This is a genomic window from Lutimaribacter saemankumensis (assembly GCF_900100005.1).
GTDB classification, from domain to species: domain Bacteria; phylum Pseudomonadota; class Alphaproteobacteria; order Rhodobacterales; family Rhodobacteraceae; genus Lutimaribacter; species Lutimaribacter saemankumensis.
The window spans coordinates 199,840-223,791 of record NZ_FNEB01000004.1; the positions used below are offsets into that span (position 1 = coordinate 199,840).

Sequence of the window (23,952 nt, forward strand, 5' to 3'; positions counted from 1 at the left end):
AGGCTCATTTGATCTATGTCAAAAAAAGCGTCCGTTTGCCGCAACCGAATATGTTGTCCGATGTGACATAATGTGGTTCATGGCAGCGAATGAATGCCGGGATTCCGCCGTATACCACGCCAGGCGGGGTCTTTTGGGACCGAACAGAACGAACGATCAACCGATCAGGGTGACACATGCGACTTTTCTCTAGCCTTCTGGCCGCATCCGCAGCCTTTTCCGCCGCGCCTGCCTTTGCGCAGGAAGCGCTTGAAATCATTGGTAAGCCCAAGGAAGGCGGCATCGGCTTTCAGCCGGCCGCGACCGAGCTGGCGCGCGATCTGCAAGGGCTGGATGGCCTGATTCTTGTGATCATCACGGCGATCACCATCATGGTCTGCCTGCTGCTGCTCTACGTGATTTTCCGGTTCAACCGCCGGGTCAATCCGAACCCGTCGAGCTTTACGCACAATTCGCCGCTGGAAGTGGCGTGGACGATCGGTCCGATCGTGATCCTCGTCTTTATCGGTGCGTTTTCGCTGCCCGTTCTGTTCAAGCAGCAGGAAATCCCCGATGGCGACATTTATATCAAGGTGACCGGCTATCAGTGGTACTGGGGCTATGAGTACACCGACCACGAATTCGGGTTCGAAAGCTTCCTGCTTGCACGCGAAGACCTGGAAGACCACGGGTATTCGCAGGACGAATACCTTTTGGCCACCGACACCGCCGTGGTCGTGCCTGTGGGCAAGACCGTCGTCATGGACGTGACCGCCGCCGACGTGATCCACAGCTGGACGATCCCTGCCTTCGGCGTGAAACAGGACGCCGTGCCGGGCCGTATCGCACAACTCTGGTTCAACGCCGAAAAGGAAGGTGTCTATTTCGGCCAGTGCTCGGAGCTGTGCGGCAAGGACCACGCCTATATGCCGATCACCGTCAAGGTCGTCAGCCAGGAAGCCTATGACGCATGGCTGAAGGGTGCGATTGCAGAATACGCGGGCAACCCCGCTTCGATCGACCTGGCCTCGGCCGAGTGACGCAAGCCTGACCGGGATGCGCCCGCCAGCGCATCCCGCCGCGCCAGCCAACAGGACACGACATGAGCGACGCGACGATCAATTCGACGGTTCAGCAGCCCGAAGCGGGCTTTGGCGACTATGTTGCGCTGCTCAAGCCGCGTGTGATGTCGCTTGTCGTGTTCACTGCCGCAGTCGGCCTGCTGGCCGCACCTGTTGCAGTGCATCCGTTCATCGCCTTTTGCGCGATCCTGTTCATCGCGATCGGGGCAGGGGCCTCGGGTGCGCTGAACATGTGGTGGGACGCCGATATCGACCGCGTGATGAAGCGCACCGCACGCCGTCCGGTTCCGGCCGGCAAGGTGACCGCAGACGAAGCGTTGTCGCTGGGCGTGGCGCTGTCGGTCATGTCGGTCATGATGCTGTGGCTTGCGACCAACTGGGTGGCCGCGGCGATCCTGGCCTTCACCATCTTCTTTTACGCCGTGATCTACACGATGTGGCTGAAGCGCTGGACGCCGCAGAACATCGTGATCGGCGGTGCGGCGGGTGCGTTCCCTCCGATGATCGGCTGGGCTGTCGCGACGGGTGGTGTCAGCATCGAATCCGTGCTGATGTTCGCGCTGATCTTCATGTGGACGCCGCCGCATTTCTGGGCGTTGGCGCTGTTCATGAACTCGGATTACGAGAACGCGGGCGTGCCGATGCTGACAGTGACGCATGGCAAGCGCGTCACGCGCAACCACGTGTTCTTTTACACGCTGCTTCTGGCCGTGCTGGCCGTGGGTGCCGGGTTCACCGCGATCGGCGGGCCGATCTACCTGACGGTGGCGGTCGTCCTGAACGCGCTGTTCGTGCTGGGCGCCTGGCGCATCTGGCGGCGTGACGAGAGCCAGGCAGAGGGCGACAAATACGCGGTCGAGAAGAAATTCTTCCGCTTGTCGCTGCTGTATCTTTTCGCGCATTTCGGTGCGATCCTCGCAGAGGCGGCGCTGCGCCCCTGGGGCCTGGGAGGCTGGTGAGCGCATGAGCTTTCGCGAGGAACATGAACTCCATGGCCGCCGCAAGGGCCGCAACATCGGTGTGGGGCTGACGCTTGCTGCGTTCATCTGCATTGTGTTCGGGCTGACGGTGGTCAAGGTGACCCGTGGCGATTTCGAACCGCCGCGTGGCCAGCAGGTGGAAGGGAACTGACGCATGGCGATGGATCCGAAAACGAAAACCGTGGCGCAAACCGTGGGCGTCGTCTTCCTGATGGGCGGGCTGGCCTGGGTGTCGGTGCCGTTCTACGACTGGTTTTGCCGTGTCACCGGGTTTGGTGGCGTGACGGATGTTGCCGAAGCCGGGTCGGACGTGATCCTGGATCAGACGATCAAGATCCGGTTCGACGCCTCGATCGAGCGCGACTTCCCCTGGGAGTTCAAGCCGCTCCAGCGCGAAATGGAAATCCGCATCGGCGAAACCGGCCTTGCCTTTTACGAGGCCTACAATCCGACCGACCGCCCGATCGCGGGCTCGGCCAGTTACAACGTGGCCCCCTACGAAGCGGGCGGCTTTTTCACCAAGATCGACTGCTTCTGCTTTGAACAGCAGGTATTGCAGCCGGGCGAGCGCGTGGAAATGCCGGTGACGTTCTATGTCGATCCCGAAATCGTCGAGGATCGCGACGCAAAATACGTCCACCGGATCACGCTGGGCTATACGTTCCACGAAATCGACCTGCCCGAAGAGCAAGCCGCTCTGAGCGCGGGCGAAGACACAACCGTTAACTAAGAAAAGCCAACGAGGGATACGCGATGGCGCACGAAAAGAACCACGATTATCACATTCTGGCCCCGTCCCTGTGGCCCCTTCTGGGCGCGATGGCGGGCTTCGTCATGCTGTTTGGCGCCGTCATGTGGATGCATGACAATGGGCCTTGGGTGTTCCTGATCGGCCTCGTTGGCGTGCTCTACGTCATGTTCGGCTGGTGGGCCGACGTTGTGGCCGAAAGCCAGGTGGGCGATCACACGCCGGTCGTCCAGATCGGCCTGCGCTATGGCTTTATCCTGTTCATCATGTCCGAGGTGATGTTCTTTGCCGCATGGTTCTGGAGCTTCTTCAAGCACGCCATGTACCCGATGGGCCCGCAAAGCCCGGCAGTCGACGGTGTCTGGCCGCCGGCTGGCATTGAAACCTTCGACCCCTGGCACCTGCCGCTGATCAACACGCTGATCCTGCTGTGCTCGGGCGCGGCGGCAACCTGGGCTCACCACGCGCTGGTTCATGAAAACAACCGCGAAGACATGAAATGGGGCCTTATCATCGCAATCGCGCTGGGCGCTATCTTCACGCTGTTCCAAGCCTATGAATACAGCCACGCGGCCTTTGGCTTCGCCGGCAACATCTACGGTGCGAACTTCTTCATGGCGACCGGCTTTCACGGGTTCCACGTGATCATCGGCACGATCTTCCTTTTCGTGTGCCTGCTGCGCCTGATGCGGGGCCATTTCACGCCGGAAAAACACGTCGGCTTCGAGGCCGCTGCCTGGTACTGGCACTTCGTCGACGTGGTGTGGCTGTTCCTGTTTGCCGCCGTTTACATCTGGGGCGGCTGAGGCACCTGCCTTTGCGGTTGAAATCCACCGCGTAAACCGACAGAAAGCAGGGCGCGCCGGGAAGGCGCGCCTTGTGCGTTTGAATGGACCCGTCCGAAAGACCCCGCGATGCAGCGTATCCTTGTCCCGCTGATTTTCGGCCTTGCCGGCGTCGCCGTGCTGGTCGGCCTTGGCACCTGGCAGGTGCAACGGCTTGAATGGAAGCGGGGCATCCTGAACGATATCGAGGCGCGGATCGCAGCCGATCCCGTGACCTTGCCCGCCGATCCCGACCCCGAGGCCGATCGCTATCTGCCGGTGCGCGTGACCGGGCGAATAGGTGACCAAGACCCGCTGCGCGTCCTGGTCAGCCAGAAACAGGTTGGCGCCGGTTACCGGCTGATATCGGCGCTGGACACCGATCAGGGCCGCGTTCTGCTGGATCGTGGTTTCATTCGGGTGGCAGATGCGATCCCGCCCGCGCCCGGAGGCCCGGTGACGGTGACGGGCAACCTGCACTGGCCGGATGACCGCAACAGTTCGACCCCCGAAAACGACGTCGCGGGCAACACCTGGTTCGCCCGCGACGTGGCGCAGATGGCCGGGGTTCTGAACACCCGGCCCCTGCTGGTCGTGGTGCGCAGCGTGTCGCCCGCCGACAAGGGCGTGACGCCGTTGCCCGTCGACAGCAGCGGCATTCCGAACGATCACCTCGAATATGCGATCACATGGTACTCGCTCGCCCTGATATGGGCGGCGATGACCGGTTATTTCCTATGGCGCAACCGGCGCCCCAAAGCTGAAGGCTGAGGGCTGATGAAATACGTATCCACCCGGGGGCAGGCCCCGGAACTGACCTTTGAAGAGGCGATGCTGACCGGGCTTGCGCGTGACGGCGGGCTTTATGTGCCGTCCGAGGTTCCGGTGATGGCGTCCGAAGAAATCGCGGCGCTGGCCGGGCTGCCCTACGAGGAAGTGGCATTCCGCATCATGCGCCCCTTCATCGGCGACACATTCACCGATGACGAATTCCGCGGTATCATCGCCCGCGCCTATGAGGGGTTCGGCCATGCCGCGCGGGCGCCGCTTGTGCAGCTCGGATCGGGGCATTTCCTGTTGGAGCTGTTCCATGGCCCCACGCTGGCGTTCAAGGATTTCGCGATGCAGCTGATCGGCCAGCTGTTCCAGGCCGCGCTGAAACGCTCGGGGCAGCGGGTGACCATCGTGGGCGCGACCAGCGGCGATACCGGATCGGCCGCGATCGAGGCGTTCAAGGGGCTGGATGCGGTGGATGTCTTCATCCTCTACCCCCATGGCCGCGTCAGCGAAGTGCAGCGCCGCCAGATGACCACGCCTTCCGAAGCAAACGTTCATGCGCTGGCCATCGACGGGCATTTCGACGACGCGCAGGCCCGTGTGAAGGACATGTTCAACGATTTCACGTTCCGTGACGGCGTGCAGCTGGCAGGCGTGAATTCGATCAACTGGGCGCGGGTGCTGGCGCAGGTCGTTTACTACTTTGCCTCGGCCGTCGAACTGGGCGCGCCGCACCGCAAGGTCAGCTTTACCGTGCCCACCGGCAATTTCGGCGACATATTCGCAGGCTACATCGCCAAGAAGATGGGCCTGCCCATTGACCGGCTGGTGGTCGCGACGAACCAGAACGACATCCTGCACCGCTGCCTCAGCACGTCCGACTACACGCCCGACGGTGTGATCCCGTCGATCAGCCCGTCGATGGATATTCAGGTCAGCTCGAACTTCGAGCGTGCGCTGTTCGATGCCTATGGCCGCGATGGCGGGGCGGTGGCGCAGCTCATGGACGAGTTGAAGGCCGGCGGTTTCAAGGTCAGCCAGGGGGCGTTGCAGGCGCTGCGCGAGCATTTCGACAGCGGCCGCTGCGACGAGGACGAAACCCGCGCCACGATCAAGCGGCTGCAGGCCACCACCGGCGAATTGCTGTGCCCGCACAGCGCGGTTGGCGTGAAGGTCGCCGAGGAGCATCTGAAACCTGGTGTGCCGATGATTACGCTGGCCACGGCCCATCCCGCCAAGTTCCCTGCCGCGGTAGAAGAGGCGTCGGGCATTCATCCGCCCTTGCCACCGCGCATGGCCGATCTTTATGAACGCGACGAGCGCGTCACGCGCGTGCCGAACGATTTGTCCGCCATCGAAACCCTGATCCGGGAGCGTATCGCCAAGTGAGTGTTGAACTGCATACCCTGTCCAACGGTTTTCGCATCGTCACCGAAAGGATGCCGGGCCTGCAATCGGCAGCCATCGGTGTGTGGGTTCTGACCGGTGCGCGCAACGAACGGCCCGAACAGAACGGCATCGCGCATTTCCTGGAGCACATGGCGTTCAAGGGTACCGAGCGGCGCAGCGCGCTGGATATCGCCGAGGCGATCGAGGATGTCGGCGGCTATATCAACGCCTATACCTCGCGCGAGGCGACGGCCTATTACGCGCGGGTTCTGGGGCCGGATGTGCCGCTGGCGCTGGACGTGATCGCAGATATCCTACGCGCTTCGGTTCTCGATCCGCGCGAGATCGAGGTCGAGCGCGGCGTGATCCTGCAGGAGATCGGGCAGGCGCTGGACACGCCCGACGATGTGATTTTCGACTGGCTGCAGGAACGTGCCTATCCCGATCAGCCGCTGGGCCGGTCGATCCTTGGCCCGGCTGAACGCGTCCGGGGCTTTTCCCGCGAGGATCTGCAGGATTTCGTGGCCGAGCATTACGCACCGGGAAACATGGTTCTTTCGGCTGCCGGCGATGTCGATCACTCCGAAATCGTGCGCCTGGCCGAGCAGGCGTTCGGCGATCTGGCGGCGCGGCCGGCATCCAAGGTTTTGCCGGCGCGGTTCGAGGGCGGCGACCTGCGGGTGAAGAAGAAGCTGGAGCAGGCCCATCTGGCCCTCGCCTTCGAAGCGCCCGCGGTGACCGATCCGGGCATCTATGCCGCGCAGATCCTGGGATCGGCGCTGGGGGGCGGCATGTCGAGCCGCCTGTTCCAGGAGATCCGCGAAAAGCGGGGGCTGTGCTACACCATCTTCGCGCAGGCGGGGGCCTATTCCGACAGCGGGATGATGACGATCTATGCCGGCACATCCGGTGAACAGCTGGGCGAGTTGACCATGCTGACGCTGGACGAGATGAAGCGGGCCGCGGACGGTCTGACCATGGCCGAGCTTGAACGTGCCCGCGCCCAGATGAAGGCCGGTCTGCTGATGGGGCTCGAAAGCCCGTCGTCGCGGGCCGAGCGCATGGCGCGGATGATACAGATCTGGGGCCGGGTGCCCGGGCTGGAGGAAGTGGTGGCCAAGGTCGATGCGGTGACGCTGCCCGATCTGCGTGACATGGCCGGGCGTATGGTGGCCGAGGCGCGCATGGCCGTCGCGCTTTACGGGCCGGTGTCGAAAGCCCCCGATTGGGACGCGCTGAATGCGCGGCGCGCTGCCTGATGCTGTTCTCGCGCAGGAAGGTTCGGATCGAAACCGAACGCATGACCCTGCGAGCGCCCCAGCACGGCGACTTCCGCGACTGGACGACCCTGCGCCGCGAAAGCGCCGATTTCCTTGTGCCGTGGGAGCCGACCTGGGCCGAGGACCACCTCACCCGCAAGGGGTTCACCAATCGTGTCTACTGGGCGCAGCGGTCGATCTCGAACGGATCGGCCGTGCCGCTTTTCCTGGTGCGCCGGGACGACCAGTTGCTGCTTGGTGCGATCACGCTGGACAATATCCGCCGTGGGCCTGCGCAGGCCGGGACGCTGGGATACTGGATCGGTGAACCTTATGCACGGCACGGATACATGCGCGAGGCGATCACCGCGATGACGCATCATGCCTTTCACCACATGGGGCTGAGCCGGATCGAGGCCGCCTGCCTGCCGGAAAACGCGGCGTCCCGGGGCGTGCTGGAAAAATGCGGCTTCAAATACGAGGGCGTGGCGCAGAGCTATCTGCAGATCAACGGGCGCTGGCGAACCCATGTGCTGTATGCCGCGCTGCGCGCGGACAGGCGCGGACGGACCGGCACGGGCTGAGTTCACGGCTGTTTGATCCTCGCCGGGCCGGGGAATCGCGCTAACCTTCCTGTGACAACAGGAGGTATGCCGATGATCCGACTTGCCCTTGCCATGTGTCTTGGCCTCAGCGCGACGGCCGCGATGGCGCAGGACCGCCGCCTGAGCCATTGCATCGCCATCGCCGATGCGGCCCCGGGGATCGAATATCTGCACAAGGCCAGCTTTAGTGAACCGGTGCCGGATTTCTCGGCGCGGATCACCTATGTGGCGCATGCCTCGTTCCTGATCCAGACGCCAGGGGGCATCAACGCGGTGACGGATTACACCGGGTTCATCGGCAATGTCGACCTGATCCCGGATGTCGTGACGATGAACCACGCGCATTCCACGCATTGGACGCCAAGCCCCGATCCTGCGATCCCGCATGTCCTGCCGGGCTGGGGAGAAGAGTTCGGCCAGGGGATCGAGCACCGCCTCGATCTGGGCGAGATGTATATCCGCAACGTGCCGACCGACATCCGCAGTTACGGCGGGGTCGAGGAAAAGGGGAACTCGATCTTCGTCTTCGAGGTCGAGGGGCTTTGCATCGGGCATCTGGGGCACCTGCATCACGAACCGGACGAGGCGCAATATGCGGCGCTTGGACGGCTCGATGTGGTGATGGCGGCTGTGGATGGCGGCATGACACTGGATCTGCCGACGATGCTGAAGGTTCTGAAGCGGTTGAAATCCTCGGTCGTGATCCCGATGCACTGGTTCCAGGACCTGTCGCTGCAAGCGTTTCTCGATGGTATGTCGGGGGAGTTCGACATCGTCAACGAAGGGGCGCATTCGCTAACCGTATCGCTGCGGGATCTGCCGCCGCGCCCGACGGTGGTGGTTCTGCGCCCAAACTACCTGCGCGCGCCCGTGGACTGACCCGGTGCAGGCAGGGGGCGCTGCCCCCTCTTGGCGCTTTGCGCCAATTCACCCCCGGAGGTATTTGAGGCAAGATGAAGAAGGGGTTGTTGACGCCGTGGCGCTGTGCGTATCTGCCTGCGTCATGCGAGGGATTGCCATGTTGAAGGACGCCGATCAGGATTTCGTCGATCAATTGCGCGCCGTGCTGCCGGAACGCGCCATTCGCACACCCGAGGCGCGCCACCTGGAAGAGCCGCGCGGTCAGTGGACGGGACAGGCCGCAGCGGTCGTTGCGCCCGGATCGGTGGACGAGGTGTCCGCCGTTCTGCGCGCCTGCAATGACGCGAAGATCGGCGTCGTGCCCTATGGCGGCGGCACCGGTCTGGTGGGCGGGCAGGTCGCGGGCGAAGGGCCCTTGCCGATCCTGCTGTCGCTCGAACGGATGGCGGCGATCCGCGCCGTGCACCCCGAAGAAAACGTGATCGAGGTCGAGGCGGGTGCGATCCTGCAGGATGTTCACACGGCGGCCGAAGCGGTCGATCGGCTTTATCCCCTGTCCATCGCGTCGAAGGGATCGGCGCGGATCGGCGGATTGCTGGGCACGAATGCGGGCGGGGTCAACGTCCTGCGCTATGGCAACGCGCGCGATCTGTGTCTGGGTGTGGAAGTCGTGCTGGCCGATGGGCGGGTCTGGAACGGGATGAGCCGCCTGCGCAAGGACAACACCGGCTATGATCTGCGTAACCTGATGATCGGCTCGGAGGGCACGCTGGGCGTGATCACAGCGGCCAGCCTGAAACTTGCCCCGCGTCCGGCGGGCGAAGGCACGGCGCTGATGGTGGTGGACAGCCCCGCCGCCGCGCTGTCATTGCTGGCGCTGGCGCGTGACAGGATGGGTGAGGGGATCAGCGCCTTCGAGATCATGCACCGGATGGGGCTGGAGTTCCTGACCGAGAAGCTGCCGGACATCCGCCAGCCGTTCGATACGCCGCCGGAGTGGTTCGTGCTGATCGACGTGGGGCTTGCCGCCGGGCTGGACCCGGCCGAGGCGCTGGAGGCGCTGTTTGCCGATGCGTTCGACAGGGGGCTGGTCAGCGACGGGATGATCGCGCAATCCGAGACGCAGCGCCACGAATTCTGGGAGGTGCGCGAACAGATACCCGAGGCCAACAGGCGCGTCGGGTCGATCTCCAGCCACGATATCAGCCTGCCGATGGGTGCGGTGGCCACGTTCATCGAACAGGGGGGCGCGGCGCTGGCGCGGCTGGGCGATTTCCGTATCAACTGTTTCGGGCATCTTGGCGACGGCAACCTGCATTACAACGTCTTCCCGCCGAAGGGCCGCGACAAATCTGAGTTCCACAACCTGCGCGACGACATCAAGACCTGCGTGCATGACCTCGTGGATGCGATGGGGGGATCGGTCAGCGCCGAGCACGGGATCGGCCGGCTGAAGGTCGGCGATCTGGAGCGTTATGGCCATCCGGTCAAGCTGGAGGTGATGCGCGGGATCAAGGCCCTGCTGGACCCCAACGGTATCCTCAATCCCGGTGCGGTGCTGCGCGCGGGGGGTTAGAGCCCCTCGAAGTCGCACAGGGCATGGACGTCCATGCCCATCTTTTCCAGCCGTTTGCGGCCGCCAAGCTCGGGCAGGTCGACCACGAAGGCGCAGCCGACGATTTCGCCGCCCAGCCGTTCGACCAGCTTGATGCCGGCTTCGGCGGTGCCGCCCGTGGCCAGCAGGTCGTCGACCAGCAGGACGGTTTCACCGGGGGCGATGGCGTCGTCGTGCACTTCGACGACCGCTTCGCCGTATTCCAGCTGGTATTCCTCGGAGATGACAGCGCCGGGCAGTTTGCCCTTCTTGCGGATCGGCACGAAGCCGGTGCCAAGCTGATGCGCCACCGCGCCACCCAGGATGAAGCCGCGCGCCTCGAGGCCGACGACCTTGTCGATCCGCTGTCCGGCATAGGGGTGCAGCATCTGGTCCACGGCCATGCGGAACCCGCGCGGATCGGCGAAAAGCGTGGTCACGTCGCGAAACAGGATGCCCTCATGCGGGAAATCCACGATTGTGCGGATGTAATCCTTTACGGTCTTGCGATTGTTCATGGCTGTCCCCGTTGCGTATTCCGGCGTCCGGTTTGGCCTATCGGCAGATGCGGTGCAAGAGGCTTGATCCTGCAGACGTCAGGGAACGCTGCGCGGGCCTGTGCCGTGCACGTTTCAGAGTTGCCCGCGCGCCGCGGCGTATTCTATGTATATACAGATCACGGTAGCGGCCTGGGCGGAAACCGAATTGACTGGCAAGGAAGACAAGCGGTCCGCCAGAAAGAGCGGCAAGAAGCGCAAGAAAAAGGACAGCCAGTTGATACTGAGGCTGGACAAGGAAGAGCGCGACGCCTTCGTCGAGCTGTGCAAGGACATGGACACGTCCGCCGCCCGCGAAATCCGCGGCTTCATCCGCAAGTTCCTGAAAAAGAACGGCTGACCGGTCAGGCCGCGCGGCGCAGCGTTGCGGTCAGTACCCCCATGCCGATCAGGGCCGCGCCGCCCGCGCGTGTCATGCCGGTCACGACGCGGGGACGGGCGATGACGCGCCGCAACCGGTCGGCCGCCAGCGCATAGGCCAGCGCGTTCAGCGCGGCAAGGCCGACGAAGGTTGCGATCAACACGGAGAATTGCGGCAAGAGCGGTGCCTGCGGGTTCACGAATTGCGGCACGAAGGCAATGAAGAATGCGATGGATTTCGGGTTGAGCGCGGTCACGACGGCGGCGTGGCGGAACACTTCGGCGGGGCGCACCGTTTCGGTATCCTGCGGGTTCAGCGCCTTGCCTGGCGCGCTGCGCAGCAGGCGCCAGCCCATCCAGATCAGATAGGCCGCGCCCACCCATTTCAGCACCGTGAACAGCGTGGCCGAGGCCAGCACCAGCGCGCCGAGACCGGCGAGCGATGCGCTCATCGCGACGAAATCGCCCAACGCCACGCCGGTCGCGCTGGCCACCGCCACCTTGCGCCCCTGGCTCAGCGCATAGCTCAGCACCAGCAGGACGGTTGGCCCCGGAATGAGAAGCAGTGCGGTCGAGGCGGCGACGAAGGCCAGCCAGATTTCCAGGGACATCAGTTGCTCTCCTGCGGTGGATAGTGGCGGCGCAGGGCCATGATGTCCTGCGGACCAAGGGTCTTGGCGGCGTTGCTGTCTTCGGAAAAGACCGAAACCCCGTTATAGGCAGGATTGCGGATATCGGTCATGAAGCCAAGGGCCTGCGTGATCTCTTCCAGCATGGCGGATTCGTATTGCCGGATCGACAGGTTGGTGGAAAAGGCGATGACGGCGCGGGTTATCTCGCGCCGGTTCGTCCACCAGACGCGCACCGTCGCGCCACGGATCGTCGCCCCGTCGATCGTATCGAGACCGGTTCCGCTGACCGGGGCACTGCCGTCCGTGTCGAGAAGATAGATGCGGATGTCGGCCTGCTCCGGTGTCTCGGTCAGAACCAGGCGCAGGCCGGCGCCGGCGTCATTGAGGTATTGCAGGGCGCGGATCACGGCAGCGCGGGCGCGTTTCTGCCGTCCGCCCAGATAGGCGCGGTCGATCCGGGCAAAGGCCACGCGCAGCGGGGACGTGGTGTCCCAGTGGATGAAGGGCTTGGAGCAATCGCCGCCCGGGGCCGCGCCACAGGCGACCACGCGATAGAAATCGTCGTCGCCCAGCACGCCGGACGTGGTGACGTATTCGGTGGCCTGCGCGGGCAGGGCGGACAGGCCGAATATGGCGGCGAGGCGCCACACGCGATCAGAGAACGCGGCCTGCCACCGCATCCAGACGCGCCAGAACCGCCGGATCGCGCTTTTCCGGCGCGGTGATCATCGCGGTGTCCAGCGCCCGGTCGCAGCCATGCGGGCAGGGTGCGCGGCCCGAACCCAGAAGCGCGGGCAGATGGGTGATGGTGCGGCGCGCCTTGTCGGCGTTGCCGGTCAGGGTGCGGACGATGTCGCTGACCTCGACCGCGTCGTGATCGGGGTGCCAGCAATCGTAATCGGTGACCATCGCGACCGAGGCATAGCAAAGCTCGGCCTCGCGGGCGAGTTTCGCCTCGGGCATGTTGGTCATGCCGATCACGTCCGCGCCCCAGTGGTCGCGATACATGTTGGATTCGGCCAGGGTGGAAAACTGCGGCCCCTCCATCGCAAGGTAGGTGCCGCCGCGATGAACGGTCGCGCCGCTTTTGTCGGCGGCCTCCGCCACGCTGTCGGCAAGGGCCGCGCAGGTGGGGTGGGCCAGGCTGACATGGGCCACGCATCCGGGGCCGAAAAACGATTTGTCGCGGGCGAATGTGCGGTCGATGAACTGATCCACGATCACGAAATCGCCCGGGGCCATTTCCTCGCGGAAGGAACCGCAGGCCGACATCGAGATCACGTCGGTCGCGCCCAGACGTTTGAGCGCGTCGATATTCGCGCGGTAAGGCACCGAACTTGGGTCAAGCACATGCCCGCGTCCGTGGCGCGGCAGGAAGGCCAGCTTCAACCCTTGCAGCGTGCCGGTCAGGATCGCGTCGGACGGTTTGCCCCAGGGGGTTTTGACCTCGACCCATTCGACCTGCTCCAGCCCGTCGATTTCGTAAAGGCCCGATCCGCCGATGATGGCGATCATCCGTTCCGTCATGCTGTTCTGCCTTTCCCGCTAGCGTCGGGCGCATATTCCGTCCGACGCGGCCCAAGCGCAAGGCCGGGTTACGGTGCGCAGGCCAAAAGCGATGGCACATCGCCATGCTGGATCACGTCGATATGCCGCGCGACGTGATCCGTGGGCCAGTCCCACCAGGCGAGGGCCTCAAGCTTTGCGATCTCTTCCTCGGTAAAGCGGCGGCGGACCACCTGCGCGGGATTGCCCGCGACGATGGAATAGGCGGGTATCGTGCCGCCCACGACCGCGCCTGCGCCCACGATCACGCCATTGCCGATCCGCGCGCCGGGCAGCACGATCGCGTCCATCCCCAGCCACACATCGTGGCCGATCACGGTATCGCGGCTGTCGGGTTGTGCCGGAACGGCGTTTTGCAGATCGAAGATCTCGAACGGAAAGGTCGAAGGCCCGTGCCGGGCGTGATTGGCCGAGGCGGTGACAAAGCGCACGCCATGCGCGATCTGGCAGAACCGCCCGATCTCCAGCCGCCCTTCGGAGGTTGGAAAGAGGTAAGGCGCCAGCAGCCCCGCCCAGCCCTGCGGCGTATCGGGCGGGGTGAAGCTCGAGGCGTAAGTATAAGCGCCAACAGAGATATTCGGCTGGTCGATGGCATTGGCCAGGAACACCGTTCCGGTATGGGGGGTGCCATCGGGCAGGATCACGGGATAGAGCGTGTCGGGATCGGGCAGGCGCGGCATGGGCGCGCTCCTTTCGCTGAAAACCTTTGTGTCGGGATAGTTCAGCGGCGGAAAATCATCGGCCCGGGCTCCTGTTGCGCACTGCATTGCTACACTTTGCGGCGCAAGAGTGCAAATCGCCGGGCCCGCCGCCGCGGCGCCGCATACGCAAGAATACCGTGCAATCCCGGGAAATCCTGTTATGACCTGCCTGCAACGCGGCCTTTCGGGCCGTTTGGGTGGCCTTTTATGCTGCACTGCAGTATGGCGCGCCCTGCGAACGGAAAAATCAGGGACAGAACATGCACCGCACCATCATGGCGAGCCTCGCCAACCGCCTAGCTTTGCCGGATCTCAGCCTCTTGCCGGATGAACGGCTGACGCCCGACCGCCTGCGGATCGAGCTGTTGTCGGGCCTGACCGTGGCGCTGGCGCTGGTCCCCGAGGCGGTGGCCTTTGCGTTTGTCGCGGGCGTGCATCCCCTGGTGGGGCTTTACGCGGCCTTCCTTGTGGGATTGATCACCGCGCTGATCGGTGGCCGCCCGGGCATGATTTCGGGGGCCACAGGTGCAATGGCCGTGGTCATGGTGGCGCTGGTGGCCCAGCATGGGGTCGAGTACCTGTTTGCAACCGTTGTGCTTATGGGGCTGTTGCAAGTCTTCGCCGGTGTGATGCAATGGGGAAAGTTCATCCGGCTGGTGCCGCATCCGGTGATGTTGGGCTTTGTCAACGGGCTGGCGATCGTGATCTTCCTTGCGCAGCTCAGCCAGTTCAAGGTTCCGGGATCGATCGAGAATACCGGCCACGGCATGGGCGGAGGCGAGTGGCTTTCGGGTGGGCAGCTTTACACGATGCTTGGGCTTGTGGCGCTGACCATGGCGATCATCTGGGTGATGCCGCGGATCACGCGTTTCGTGCCCGCGCCGCTGGCCGGCATCGGGGTCGTGGCCGGGCTGGTGATCGCGCTGGGACTGGATGTGCCGCGCGTGGGCGACATGGCGTCGATCCAGGGCGGGTTGCCGCCGTTTCATATCCCCGCCGTGCCGCTGACCTGGGAAACGCTGCAGATCATCCTGCCTTACGCGATCATCCTGGCGGCGATCGGGTTGATCGAGTCGCTGCTGACGCTGAACCTGGTGGGTGAGATCACCGGCAAGCGCGGTGGCGCGTCGCAGGAATGCATCGCCCAGGGCGTCGCCAACACCGTGACCGGCTTTTTCGGCGGCATGGGCGGTTGTGCGATGATCGGGCAGTCCATGATCAACGTGAAATCGGGCGGGCGCACCCGGGTGGCCGGGATCGCGGCGGCGCTGTTCCTGCTGGTCTTCATCCTGTTCGCGGCGCCGGTGATCGAGCTTATCCCGCTGGCGGCGCTGGTGGGCGTGATGTTCATGGTGGTGATCGGCACGTTCGCCTGGAACTCGCTGACGATCCTGCGCAAGGTGCCGCTGACCGATGCCTTCGTCATCCTGCTGGTGACCGTGGTCACCGTGATGGAAGACCTGGCCGTCGCGGTGGTCGTGGGCGTGATCGTTTCGGCGCTGGCCTATGCCTGGAACAATGCCCGCCGCATTCACGCGAAAACATACGACACGCCCGAGGGCGCGCGGGTCTATCAGGTGCAGGGGCCGCTGTTCTTCGGGTCGAGCGACGGGTTCGTCGAGATGTTCGACATCGAGCGCGACCCGGGGCTGGTGATCGTGGATTTCGCCGACAGCCGGGTGGTGGACCAGTCCGCGCTGCAGGCCATCGAGGCGGTGGCCGCCAAGTACGAGGCCGCCGGTAAACGCATCGAACTGCGCCACCTGAGCCGGGATTGCCACAAGCTGCTGAAAAAGGCGGGCCACCTGATGGTCGACAGCGACGACGACCCCGATTACGCGCTGGCGGTGGATTACAGCGTGCGCACCGGCATCCTGGGCGGACACTGACGCTGCGGTTTCGGATCGGCTGTGCCGATCCGACCGGCCGGGGGGCGTTGCCCCCCGGACCCCCCAGGATATTTGCGGAAAGAGAAAACGGGCGGGCGCGCCCCTTGTCAGTCGTCGGGGCGGGCGAGACTGAAGAGATCGGTGATCATCGAATAATCGCGATACCCGAGCCGTGTCAGGGGCTGGTAGCTGGTGATGTCGAAAACCCCGTCCTTCAGGCAATCGTCGCGCATGTAGATGCCCGTGACCTCGCCCAGTACGAGGTAGTTCGCCTCGCCGCGCAGTTTCACGACATCGACCAGCGTGCATTCCAGCGCCGCGGGGACGCCATCGACGCGGGCGCAGGGGATGGTTTCGCATTCGACCCGTGTCAGCCCGGCATGATCGAACTCGGACACGTCTGCGGGGATTGTCGCGCTCGAGGCGTTCATCGCGTCGCGCATCGCGTATTCCACGATGTTGACGCAGAACACGCCGCTTTCGCGGATGTTGCTGACGCTGTCCTTGGTGCCCTCGCGGTCGGATTTGGTTCCGGTCGAGGAAAACATGACCTGCGGCGGCACATAGGCGGTGGCGTTGAAGAAGGAATAGGGCGCGAGATTGTCGATCCCATCCTTGCCTCGGGTCGAAATCCAGCCGATCGGGCGGGGCGTTACGATGGCATTGAACGGGTTGTGTGGCAGGCCATGGCCATTTTTCGGTTCGTAAAACATGCTTGTCCTATCCTGTCGCGTTTGTGCCAGACCTAGCGCCATGCTAGGGGGCTTTCCAGCGGAATCAGGGGGTTGGCCCGGTGTTTGAACTGGCGCAGGAACGCGACAGCGATTGGTGGGAGGTCGAGGCGCTTTACGACCTGTGCTTTGCGCCGGGACGCGAGGCCTTGTCGAGCTATCGTTTGCGCGACGGCGTGCCGCCGGTTTCCGAGCTGTCACTCGTGGCGCGGGACGCCGATGGCATCCTTGCCGGGGCGATCCGGTTCTGGCCAGTTCTGGTGGGCGGGCGAAAGGCCCTGCTGCTTGGCCCCGTCGCGGTTCACCCGACACGCCAGGGTGAGGGGCTGGGCGGGCTGCTCATCCGCGACAGCCTGGCGCGCGCCGTGGCGCTGCGGTGGGAACGGGTGATGCTGGTGGGTGATGCGCCCTATTATGCGCGTTTCGGGTTTTTCCGGCTCGACGGGGTCGAGATGCCGCCGCCGACGAACCCCGAAAGGGTTCTGGGCCGCGCTTTGGTGCCAGGCGCCTGGGATGGCGTGAAAGGCAAGGTAAGCCGTGCGACTTGAACCGGGACGTGCCCTTCCCAATCTATGAAAGGCGGGAAGGAGCGCCCATGGACATAGAAATCGCCGATCCGACACCTGTTGACCTCGAGGCTGAAATGACTGCGTTGGCGCGCCGCTACCGGGCTGCGGGCGGCGTGGGCATTCAGGTTCTGAACCTGATCGGGGGACGTGCCGAGGGGCTGCTCGACCGGCTGCCGAAACCGGCGCGCGACAACCTGGACGGTGCGACCGAAGAGGCGCTCAGGCTGGCGATGCGGGCGGCGCAATCTTCGCGTGGGGTGGTCGGGGATCAGCCCGGCTGGCTGAATACAGCGCTGACAACGGCGATGGGGGCCGCCGGCGGCTTTGGCGGCTTGCCATCCGCTCTGGCGGAATTGCCTGTCACCACAACCGTGCTGCTGCGTGCGATACAGGGGGCCGCGGCCGAACACGGGTTCGACCCGGCGGCGGAAAACGTGCAGTTCGACTGCATCCGCGTGCTGGCAAGCGCCGGCCCGCTGGAAGAGGATGACGGCAGCGACCTGGCGTTCATCGGCACACGGCTGACGCTGACAGGGCCGACGCTGAACGCGCTGATCGCCCGCGTGGCGCCGCGTCTGGCTACGGTTCTTGGGCAGAAACTTGCGGCGCAGACCGTGCCCGTCCTGGGGGCCGTGGCGGGTGCGGCCACGAACTATGCCTATACCAGCTACTACCAGGAAATGGCGCATGTGCATTTTCGTCTGCGCCGCCTCGCCATCGAGGCCGACACGGCGCATGCCGATCTGCTGGACGATTTGCGGCGGCGTGTCGCCCCGAAAATCAGCCGGATGTAGACCGCGGGCTATTGCCTGCACTGCGAACGGGCCGCAAACTCCGCCACAGGAGGAGCCCGCATGTCGAACGCACCCGTCCACGAGATCGACCCGAAAGCATTCTGGCGCGATCCCTATCCCGATCTCGCAAGGATGCGGGCCGAGGCGCCGATTGCCTATGTCCCGCAACTGGGCGCGACGCTGATAACGCGGCGCGACGACATCTTCGTCAACGAAAAGAAGATCGAGGTGTTTTCCTCGCATCAGCCCGAGGGTTTGATGACGATCCTCATGGGCGAAAACATGATGCGCAAGGATGGCGCGCCCCACGTGGCAGAACGGCGCGCGATCTTTCCGACCGTGTCGCCAAAGACGGTCAAGCAGGTGTGGAAGGACCAGTTCGCCGCGGGCGCGGCGCGGGCGCTTGACCGGTTGCATGGCCGCGATACCGCCGATCTGGTCAAGGACTATGCGATGGAGGTCAGCGCGGAGGCGCTGAAATCCATGACCGGGCTGATCAACATGGACTGGCGCGAAATGGACCGGGTCAGCCAGGGCATGATCGACGGCTGCGCGAACTATGCCGGCGATCCCGCGATCGAGGCGCATTGCCACGATTGCACCGCGTCCATCGACCGTCATATCACCGAGCGGCTGCCTGAATTGCGCAAGGCCCCCGACCAGTCGCTGATTTCCGTGCAGATCGAGGCCGGTTTGCCCGAGGCACAGATGCGCGCCAACGTGAAGCTGGCGATTTCGGGCGGGCAGAACGAACCGCGCGATGCCATCGCGGGCGCAGCCTGGGCGATGCTGGCCCATCCCGAATGGCTGGAGGCGGTGCGGGCGGGCGACGTCAGCTGGCTGCAGGTGTTCGAGGAATACGCCCGCTGGATCAGTCCGATCGGCATGTCACCCCGCAGGATTGCGCAGCGTCACGAGGTGGGTGGCGTCACGCTCGAGCCCGAGGACCGTTTGTTTTTCATGTTCGGATCGGGCAACCGCGACGAAAGCGTCTTCGCCCGCCCCGATGTGTTCGATCCGACCCAGGATATTTCCGCCGCGATATCGTTCGGGGCGGGGCCGCATTTCTGCGCCGGGGCCTGGGCCTCGCGCTGCCTGATCGCCGAGGTGGCGCTGCCGATGCTGTTCGAGCGGTTCCCCAAGATCGCGCTGGCGGACGAGGCGCCGTTTGGTGGGTGGGCCTTTAGAGGGCCTTTGAATGTGCCGGTGCGGCTGAACTGAACAGGGGGTCAGGCGCCGTTGCGCAGGAACTCCATCACGGCAGGACGTACCGACATTTCGCCGCGGTCGCGCGCGCCATGGATCACGGCGCGCAGTTCATCGAGGTTGGTACGCCGCAGCACGTTCTTGACCGGTCCGATCGAAGCCGGACGCATCGACAGCGTGGGAATACCGATGGCGGCAAGGCAGGCTGCTTCGATCGGGCGGCCCGCGTCCTCTCCGCAGAAGCTGAGCGCGGTGTTCGATGCCTCGCAGCGCGCCACGATCTGTTCGAGAAAAGTCAGGAAAGACACGTTGAGCGTGTCATAGCGTCGGCGCACACGTTCGTTTTCGCGGTCGGCGGCAAAGAAGAACTGCTTCAGGTCGTTTCCGCCAATCGACAGGAAATCGACCATTTCAAAGAACTTGTCCGGCGCGAAGGCGAGGCTGGGGGTTTCCAGCATCGCACCCACTTCGATCTTTTGCGGGATGACGTGCCCAAGGATCTTTTCACGCGCAAGCGCCTTGTCCATCTCGGCGCGGGCGGCGGTGAATTCTTCGTACTGCGCCACAAACGGGAACATCACCGTCAGCGGCCGGCCGGCTGCGGCGCGCAACAGCGCCTGGAGCTGCATCCGAAGCACGCCGGGTTTGTCGAGGCCCACCCTGATTGCCCGCCAGCCAAGCGCGGGGTTCGGTTCGTCGTTGGGCTTCATGTAGGGCAGGACTTTGTCCGACCCAATGTCGAGCGTGCGGAACACCACGCGCTTGCCATGCGCGGCGTCCAGAACGCGCGAATAGAGCGCGGCCAGCTCGTGGCGCTTGGGCATCTGGTTGCGCACGAGGAATTGCAGTTCGGTCCGAAACAGGCCGACACCTTCGGCGCCCGACCCGTCGAGGCTGGGCAGATCGGCCATCAGGCCCGCGTTCATGTGCAGCCCGATCGTCTTGCCGTCCAGCGTGGTGGCGGGCTTGTCGCGGATCGAGGCATAACGTTCCAGCGCCTGGGCCTGCATCGCGATCTTGTCGCGGAACGCCGACACAACGGTTTCGTCAGGCCGCAGATGCACGATGCCCTGATCGCCATCCACCATGATGTGATCGCCGTTCAGCGCCTCGGTCGTGATCCGTTCTGCGTGGATGACCAGCGGGATCGCGAGCGCGCGCGCGACGATCGCGGCATGGCTGCCGACCGAGCCTTCCTCGAGCACGATACCTTTCAGGCTGCGCCCGTAATCCAGCAGTTCCGCAGGTCCGATATTGCGGGCGATCAGGATCGGGTCGGGGGGCATTTCCGCGCCGGTTTCGTTGCCCTGGCCGGTCAGGATGCGCAGCAGGCGGTTCGACAGGTCGTCGAGGTCGTGCAGGCGGCCGCGCAGATAGGGGTCGCTGACCTGACTCATGCGGGCGCGGGCGGCGGATTGTTCCTTTTCGACGGCGGCCTCGGCCGACAGGCCGCGGGCGATGTCCTCTTCCATGCGGCGCATCCAGCCCTTGGAATTGGCGAACATCCGGTAGGCTTCCAGAACCTCCATCTGTTCCTTGTCGCCGGTGGCCGCACCTTCGAGCATCTGGTCCACGCGCACACGCAGGTGATCGACCGCTTCGTGCAGGCGGGTCAGTTCCTTGTGCGGGTCTTCGGCGACCGGATTGGTGATGACCACGCGCGGTTCATGCAGCCAGACATGGCCCTGTGCCGCGCCTTCCTGGCCGGTCGTGCCGCGGAACATGACGGGCTGCTGGTGGCGCGCCTTCAGTGCCGCGCCTTCGCCGACGAAGGCGCCAAGCTCGGTCATTTCGGCCAGCACCATCGCCACCACTTCGAGCGCGTAGACCTCGTCCGATGAAAACTGCCGCGCCTCCTTGGACTGCACGACGAGCACGCCCAGTTTCTCGCCCAGCCGCTGCACCGGGATGCCCAGGAACGAGGAATAGATTTCCTCGCCCGTTTCGGGCATGTAGCGAAATCCCTTTTCCTTGGGGGCATCGGCCGAGTTTACGATCTTGCCGGTGCGCGCAACGCGGCCCACGAGGCCCTCGCCCAGGCGCATGCGGGTTTCGTGCACGGCCTCGGGGTTCAGGCCCTCGGTGGCGCACAGTTCCAGCGTTTCCTCGTCCCGGAACAGGTAGACCGAGCACACCTCGGTGCCCATCGAGTCGGCGATCAGATGGGTGATCTTGTCCAGCCGCGCCTGACCCGCGGCCTCTTCGGCCATGGTGTCGCGCAGCCGGCGCAGCAGCTTGCGGCTTTCGCTTTCGGTCGTTTCAGGCATGAGTTCTGCCGCTGTCCCCAAGATGGTGCGCCGTTATCCCGGCCCGACAGTTAGATCACAACGCGGGCCGGATTTGAACGGATTTCTTGTAGGTTGCGGTGGCAAGCCAAAGCGCCGATGCCCTTCATGCGTGCGATTTGGGCAGGGCGAGGGCCGTGGGCTCAGGCCGCCTTTTCCAGCTCGAACGCATCATGGAGCGCCTGCACGGCCAATTCCATGTATTTGCGGTCGATCAGAACCGAGATCTTGATTTCCGAGGTCGCGATGACCTTGATGTTGATCCCTTCGTCGCTGAGCGTCTTGAACATCTTGGCGGCGACACCCGACTGGCTGCGCATGCCGATGCCGACGGCCGACACCTTGGCCACGTCGGTATCGGCGATCAGGTCGTGGAAATTGATGTGACCGGCAGTTTTCGCGTCGTTCAGCGCCTTTTCGGCGCGCTTCACCTGGTCCACCGGGCAGGAAAAGGTCATGTCGGTGCGACCTTCCTCGGCGATGTTCTGGATGATCATGTCGACATTGACGCCGGATTCGGCCAGCGGGCCAAAGATGGCGGCGGCGATGCCGGGACGGTCGGCGACGCTGACCAGTGTCATCTTGGCCTCGTCGCGGCTGTAGGCGATGCCCGAAACGGGACGGTTTTCCATGACTTCCTCCTCATCGCAGACGAGCGTGCCCGCATCGTCGGATTGTTCCTCGAAACTGGACAGGACGCGCAGCTTGACCTTGTAGCGCATGGCCAGCTCGACCGAGCGGGTCTGCAGCACCTTGGCGCCGAGGCTGGCAAGCTCCAGCATTTCCTCGAACGCGATCTTGTCAAGCTTGCGCGCCTTCGACGCGATGCGGGGGTCGGTCGTGTAGACGCCATCCACATCGGTGTAGATATCGCAGCGTTCCGCGCCGAAAGCCGCGGCAAAGGCCACGGCCGTCGTGTCGCTGCCGCCCCGGCCCAGCGTGGTGATGCGGCCTTCGGGGCTGACGCCCTGGAAGCCGGCGACCACGGCCACGCGCATGCCTTCGCCGAACTTCGCCATGATGTTGTCGGTCGGGATATCCTCGATCCGGGCCGAGGAATGGGCGCTGTTGGTTTTCACCGGCACCTGCCAGCCCTGCCAGCTGCGCGCGGGCACGTCCATTTCCTGCAACGTCAGCGCCATCAGGCCCGCGGTGACGTTTTCGCCCGAGCTGACGATGGCGTCGTATTCGCGCGCATCGTACAGCGGCGATGTCTCGTTCACGAAGCCCACCAGCTTGTTGGTTTCCCCCGCCATGGCCGAGACGATGACGATCACGTCATAGCCCTTGGATACCTCGACGCCGACGCGTTTGGCGGCGCGCCTGATCCGGTCCAGCGTGGCGACCGAGGTGCCGCCGAATTTCATCACGAGAATGGGCATGGGATTCCCCGACGTTCAAGTTTCGCGGGGTTTAGGCGCAGTTGCGCGAAAGGGCAAGATATCAATGATGCGGGGGCTGTCCGCTCAGCCGCGGTAATCGGCCGCGCGCAAGGTGCCCGAATGCGCCATGGTTTCGGCCCCGTCGACGATGTCGGTGTTTTGTGCCGCCTGGGTGATCCAGCCTTCTGTCGTCCTTTGCGCAACGAAGGTCAGGATGGTGCGGCGCGGCCCTGCAGCGCCACCATCGGGCAGGCGCTGGCCCGTCAGCGTAAAGCGGCACTGCACGATGGCCACATCATCGCCCAGGTGCTTGACGCGGATCGTGCCCGGCGTCAGCAGGGTTTCCGCGAAAAAGCTCTGCAATGCGTAATCATGGGCCTTTTCGATCGCGGCGCGGTCATGCCACCACAGGCCGACCACGTTCACGAACTCGGCCTTTTCCGCGAAGAGCGCGGCAAGTGCTGCCGCGTCCCGCGCCATCCATGCGGCGGCAAAGGCGCCGGGGATGTCGCCCGGTTCTGCGGGCAGCGCGGTCAATAGGGATGATCCCGGCCGTCCCAGGTGCGAAAGCAGCCCGTTGTCGCCATGTCCAGCTCGTCGAAGCGGCGCAGCAGTCCATCTGCGGCCTCGTCGGCGGTGATGTCCGCGGCGGTGCCGCCCATGTCGGTTTGGACCCAGCCGGGGTGATAGATGCCGACGGCAATACCCAGATGTGCAAGATCCGCCGCAAGGTTGCGGCCAAGGTTCAACGCCGCGGCCTTGGATGCGCGGTAGATATAGCTGCCGCCGGGCGCGCGTGTCTGGCTGGCCATCTGGGACGAGATGATCGCGATCCGCGGCGATTTCGAAAGCTGAAGGTTCGGCAACAGCTCCTGCACGGTCAGGAAAACCCCCGTCACGTTCACCGCGAAGGTTTCGGCCCACATTTCGGGCGGATAGCCATCGGCAAGGTTTTGGCCCTTGTCGACATAGACGCCCGCGTTGCACACCAGCAGATCAACGGGCATCGCATCCAGCGCGGTCCCCATGGCGCGGATGTCGCCGGGGCGGGTGACATCGACTTTGATCAATCCGCCATGACCGTCGCGGGAAGTGCCGGTCACGCTGTCCCCGCGGGAGCGGCATGACTCGGCGATGGCACGGCCCACGCCGCGGCTGGCGCCTGTTATCACGACATGCATC

The 23,952-nt window shown here is 64.4% G+C and carries 26 protein-coding genes; 16 read left to right on the plus strand and 10 right to left on the minus strand.

The genetic code is table 11. The features are described from left to right. Window positions 1–176: 176 nt before the first annotated feature. From coxB to BLT50_RS10050, 11 genes are all read left to right on the plus strand, one after another. Complete coding sequence (coxB, locus tag BLT50_RS10000) at window positions 177–1,019, plus strand: cytochrome c oxidase subunit II (protein ID WP_090028525.1); 843 nt, start codon at window positions 177–179, stop codon at window positions 1,017–1,019. Window positions 1,020–1,081: 62 nt separating this feature from the next. Further along, window positions 1,082–2,020, plus strand: coding sequence for a heme o synthase (cyoE, locus tag BLT50_RS10005; protein ID WP_090028526.1), 939 nt, complete (start codon window positions 1,082–1,084; stop codon window positions 2,018–2,020). A 4-nt stretch (window positions 2,021–2,024) separates the two neighbouring features. Then, window positions 2,025–2,192, plus strand: coding sequence for a cytochrome C oxidase assembly protein (locus tag BLT50_RS10010; protein WP_090028527.1), 168 nt, complete (start codon window positions 2,025–2,027; stop codon window positions 2,190–2,192). A 3-nt stretch (window positions 2,193–2,195) separates the two neighbouring features. Beyond that, window positions 2,196–2,771: a cytochrome c oxidase assembly protein gene (locus BLT50_RS10015; protein WP_090028528.1), complete on the plus strand. Its 576-nt coding sequence runs from the start codon at window positions 2,196–2,198 to the stop codon at window positions 2,769–2,771. A gap of 23 nt (window positions 2,772–2,794) precedes the next feature. After that, entirely contained in the window at window positions 2,795–3,595 is an 801-nt protein-coding gene (locus BLT50_RS10020; RefSeq protein WP_090028530.1) for a cytochrome c oxidase subunit 3, read from the plus strand. A 108-nt stretch (window positions 3,596–3,703) separates the two neighbouring features. Beyond that, window positions 3,704–4,384: an SURF1 family protein gene (locus BLT50_RS10025; RefSeq protein ID WP_090028531.1), complete on the plus strand. Its 681-nt coding sequence runs from the start codon at window positions 3,704–3,706 to the stop codon at window positions 4,382–4,384. 6 nt (window positions 4,385–4,390) lie between these two features. Then, window positions 4,391–5,779: a threonine synthase gene (gene thrC / locus BLT50_RS10030; RefSeq protein WP_090028532.1), complete on the plus strand. Its 1,389-nt coding sequence runs from the start codon at window positions 4,391–4,393 to the stop codon at window positions 5,777–5,779. Continuing rightward, on the plus strand, window positions 5,776–7,038 hold the full coding sequence (locus BLT50_RS10035; RefSeq protein ID WP_090028533.1) for a M16 family metallopeptidase: 1,263 nt from the start codon (window positions 5,776–5,778) through the stop codon (window positions 7,036–7,038). Before thrC ends, BLT50_RS10035 begins: the two co-directional genes overlap by 4 nt. After that, window positions 7,038–7,622: a GNAT family N-acetyltransferase gene (locus tag BLT50_RS10040; RefSeq protein WP_090028534.1), complete on the plus strand. Its 585-nt coding sequence runs from the start codon at window positions 7,038–7,040 to the stop codon at window positions 7,620–7,622. The genes BLT50_RS10035 and BLT50_RS10040 overlap by 1 nt, the downstream gene beginning before the upstream one ends. Before the next feature lie 72 nt (window positions 7,623–7,694). Beyond that, window positions 7,695–8,522, plus strand: a complete 828-nt coding sequence (locus BLT50_RS10045) for an MBL fold metallo-hydrolase (RefSeq protein WP_090028629.1) — start codon at window positions 7,695–7,697, stop codon at window positions 8,520–8,522. Window positions 8,523–8,661: 139 nt separating this feature from the next. Continuing rightward, window positions 8,662–10,080 (plus strand): FAD-binding oxidoreductase, encoded by a 1,419-nt coding sequence (locus tag BLT50_RS10050; RefSeq protein ID WP_090028535.1) that lies wholly within the window; start codon window positions 8,662–8,664, stop codon window positions 10,078–10,080. Here BLT50_RS10050 and BLT50_RS10055 read toward each other — a convergent pair. Then, the gene (locus tag BLT50_RS10055; protein ID WP_090028536.1) at window positions 10,077–10,616 is read right to left on the minus strand and encodes an adenine phosphoribosyltransferase; all 540 of its coding nucleotides are present in this window, start codon (window positions 10,614–10,616) and stop codon (window positions 10,077–10,079) included. The genes BLT50_RS10050 and BLT50_RS10055 overlap by 4 nt on opposite strands. Window positions 10,617–10,761: 145 nt before the next feature. Between BLT50_RS10055 and BLT50_RS10060 the strand changes: the two genes are divergently transcribed. Beyond that, on the plus strand, window positions 10,762–10,995 hold the full coding sequence (locus BLT50_RS10060; protein ID WP_245723348.1) for a hypothetical protein: 234 nt from the start codon (window positions 10,762–10,764) through the stop codon (window positions 10,993–10,995). Window positions 10,996–10,999: 4 nt separating this feature from the next. Here BLT50_RS10060 and BLT50_RS10065 read toward each other — a convergent pair whose 3' ends face one another. The 4 genes from BLT50_RS10065 to BLT50_RS10080 form a co-directional block, all read right to left on the minus strand. After that, complete coding sequence (locus BLT50_RS10065; protein ID WP_090028537.1) at window positions 11,000–11,626, minus strand: LysE family translocator; 627 nt, start codon at window positions 11,624–11,626, stop codon at window positions 11,000–11,002. Next, window positions 11,626–12,297 (minus strand): DUF2927 domain-containing protein, encoded by a 672-nt coding sequence (locus tag BLT50_RS10070; RefSeq protein ID WP_175491448.1) that lies wholly within the window; start codon window positions 12,295–12,297, stop codon window positions 11,626–11,628. The genes BLT50_RS10065 and BLT50_RS10070 overlap by 1 nt, the downstream gene beginning before the upstream one ends. A gap of 4 nt (window positions 12,298–12,301) precedes the next feature. Further along, window positions 12,302–13,174: an S-methyl-5'-thioadenosine phosphorylase gene (locus BLT50_RS10075; protein ID WP_090028539.1), complete on the minus strand. Its 873-nt coding sequence runs from the start codon at window positions 13,172–13,174 to the stop codon at window positions 12,302–12,304. Between the two features lie 68 nt (window positions 13,175–13,242). Continuing rightward, window positions 13,243–13,893 (minus strand): CatB-related O-acetyltransferase, encoded by a 651-nt coding sequence (locus tag BLT50_RS10080; RefSeq protein ID WP_090028631.1) that lies wholly within the window; start codon window positions 13,891–13,893, stop codon window positions 13,243–13,245. Between the two features lie 281 nt (window positions 13,894–14,174). Here BLT50_RS10080 and BLT50_RS10085 point away from each other — a divergent pair, with 281 nt between their 5' ends. Further along, window positions 14,175–15,803 carry a SulP family inorganic anion transporter gene (locus BLT50_RS10085; RefSeq protein WP_090028632.1) on the plus strand — a complete coding sequence of 543 codons (1,629 nt, stop codon included), beginning with the start codon at window positions 14,175–14,177 and terminating at the stop codon, window positions 15,801–15,803. Between the two features lie 107 nt (window positions 15,804–15,910). On the opposite strand, the gene BLT50_RS10090 is transcribed toward BLT50_RS10085, so the two are convergent. After that, the gene (locus BLT50_RS10090) at window positions 15,911–16,516 is read right to left on the minus strand and encodes a flavin reductase family protein (protein ID WP_090028540.1); all 606 of its coding nucleotides are present in this window, start codon (window positions 16,514–16,516) and stop codon (window positions 15,911–15,913) included. Window positions 16,517–16,596: 80 nt separating this feature from the next. Here BLT50_RS10090 and BLT50_RS10095 point away from each other — a divergent pair, with 80 nt between their 5' ends. Genes BLT50_RS10095 through BLT50_RS10105 form a run of 3 tightly spaced genes read left to right on the plus strand, consistent with a single transcriptional unit; the run spans window position 16,597 to window position 19,118 of the window. Then, window positions 16,597–17,082, plus strand: a complete 486-nt coding sequence (locus tag BLT50_RS10095) for a GNAT family N-acetyltransferase (RefSeq protein ID WP_090028541.1) — start codon at window positions 16,597–16,599, stop codon at window positions 17,080–17,082. 47 nt (window positions 17,083–17,129) lie between these two features. After that, entirely contained in the window at window positions 17,130–17,897 is a 768-nt protein-coding gene (locus BLT50_RS10100) for an EcsC family protein (RefSeq protein ID WP_090028542.1), read from the plus strand. Between the two features lie 60 nt (window positions 17,898–17,957). Beyond that, the gene (locus BLT50_RS10105) at window positions 17,958–19,118 is read left to right on the plus strand and encodes a cytochrome P450 (protein ID WP_090028543.1); all 1,161 of its coding nucleotides are present in this window, start codon (window positions 17,958–17,960) and stop codon (window positions 19,116–19,118) included. An 8-nt stretch (window positions 19,119–19,126) separates the two neighbouring features. Here BLT50_RS10105 and ptsP read toward each other — a convergent pair whose 3' ends face one another. The 4 genes from ptsP to BLT50_RS10125 all read right to left on the minus strand — a co-directional run bounded on the left by ptsP (window position 19,127) and on the right by BLT50_RS10125 (window position 23,951). After that, window positions 19,127–21,370 (minus strand): phosphoenolpyruvate--protein phosphotransferase, encoded by a 2,244-nt coding sequence (gene ptsP / locus BLT50_RS10110; protein ID WP_090028544.1) that lies wholly within the window; start codon window positions 21,368–21,370, stop codon window positions 19,127–19,129. Between the two features lie 161 nt (window positions 21,371–21,531). Beyond that, complete coding sequence (locus BLT50_RS10115) at window positions 21,532–22,770, minus strand: aspartate kinase (protein WP_090028545.1); 1,239 nt, start codon at window positions 22,768–22,770, stop codon at window positions 21,532–21,534. An 84-nt stretch (window positions 22,771–22,854) separates the two neighbouring features. Further along, window positions 22,855–23,307, minus strand: coding sequence for an SgcJ/EcaC family oxidoreductase (locus tag BLT50_RS10120; RefSeq protein WP_245723349.1), 453 nt, complete (start codon window positions 23,305–23,307; stop codon window positions 22,855–22,857). After that, window positions 23,304–23,951 carry an SDR family NAD(P)-dependent oxidoreductase gene (locus BLT50_RS10125; RefSeq protein ID WP_090028546.1) on the minus strand — a complete coding sequence of 216 codons (648 nt, stop codon included), beginning with the start codon at window positions 23,949–23,951 and terminating at the stop codon, window positions 23,304–23,306. The genes BLT50_RS10120 and BLT50_RS10125 overlap by 4 nt, the downstream gene beginning before the upstream one ends. Window position 23,952: the final 1 nt, after the last annotated feature.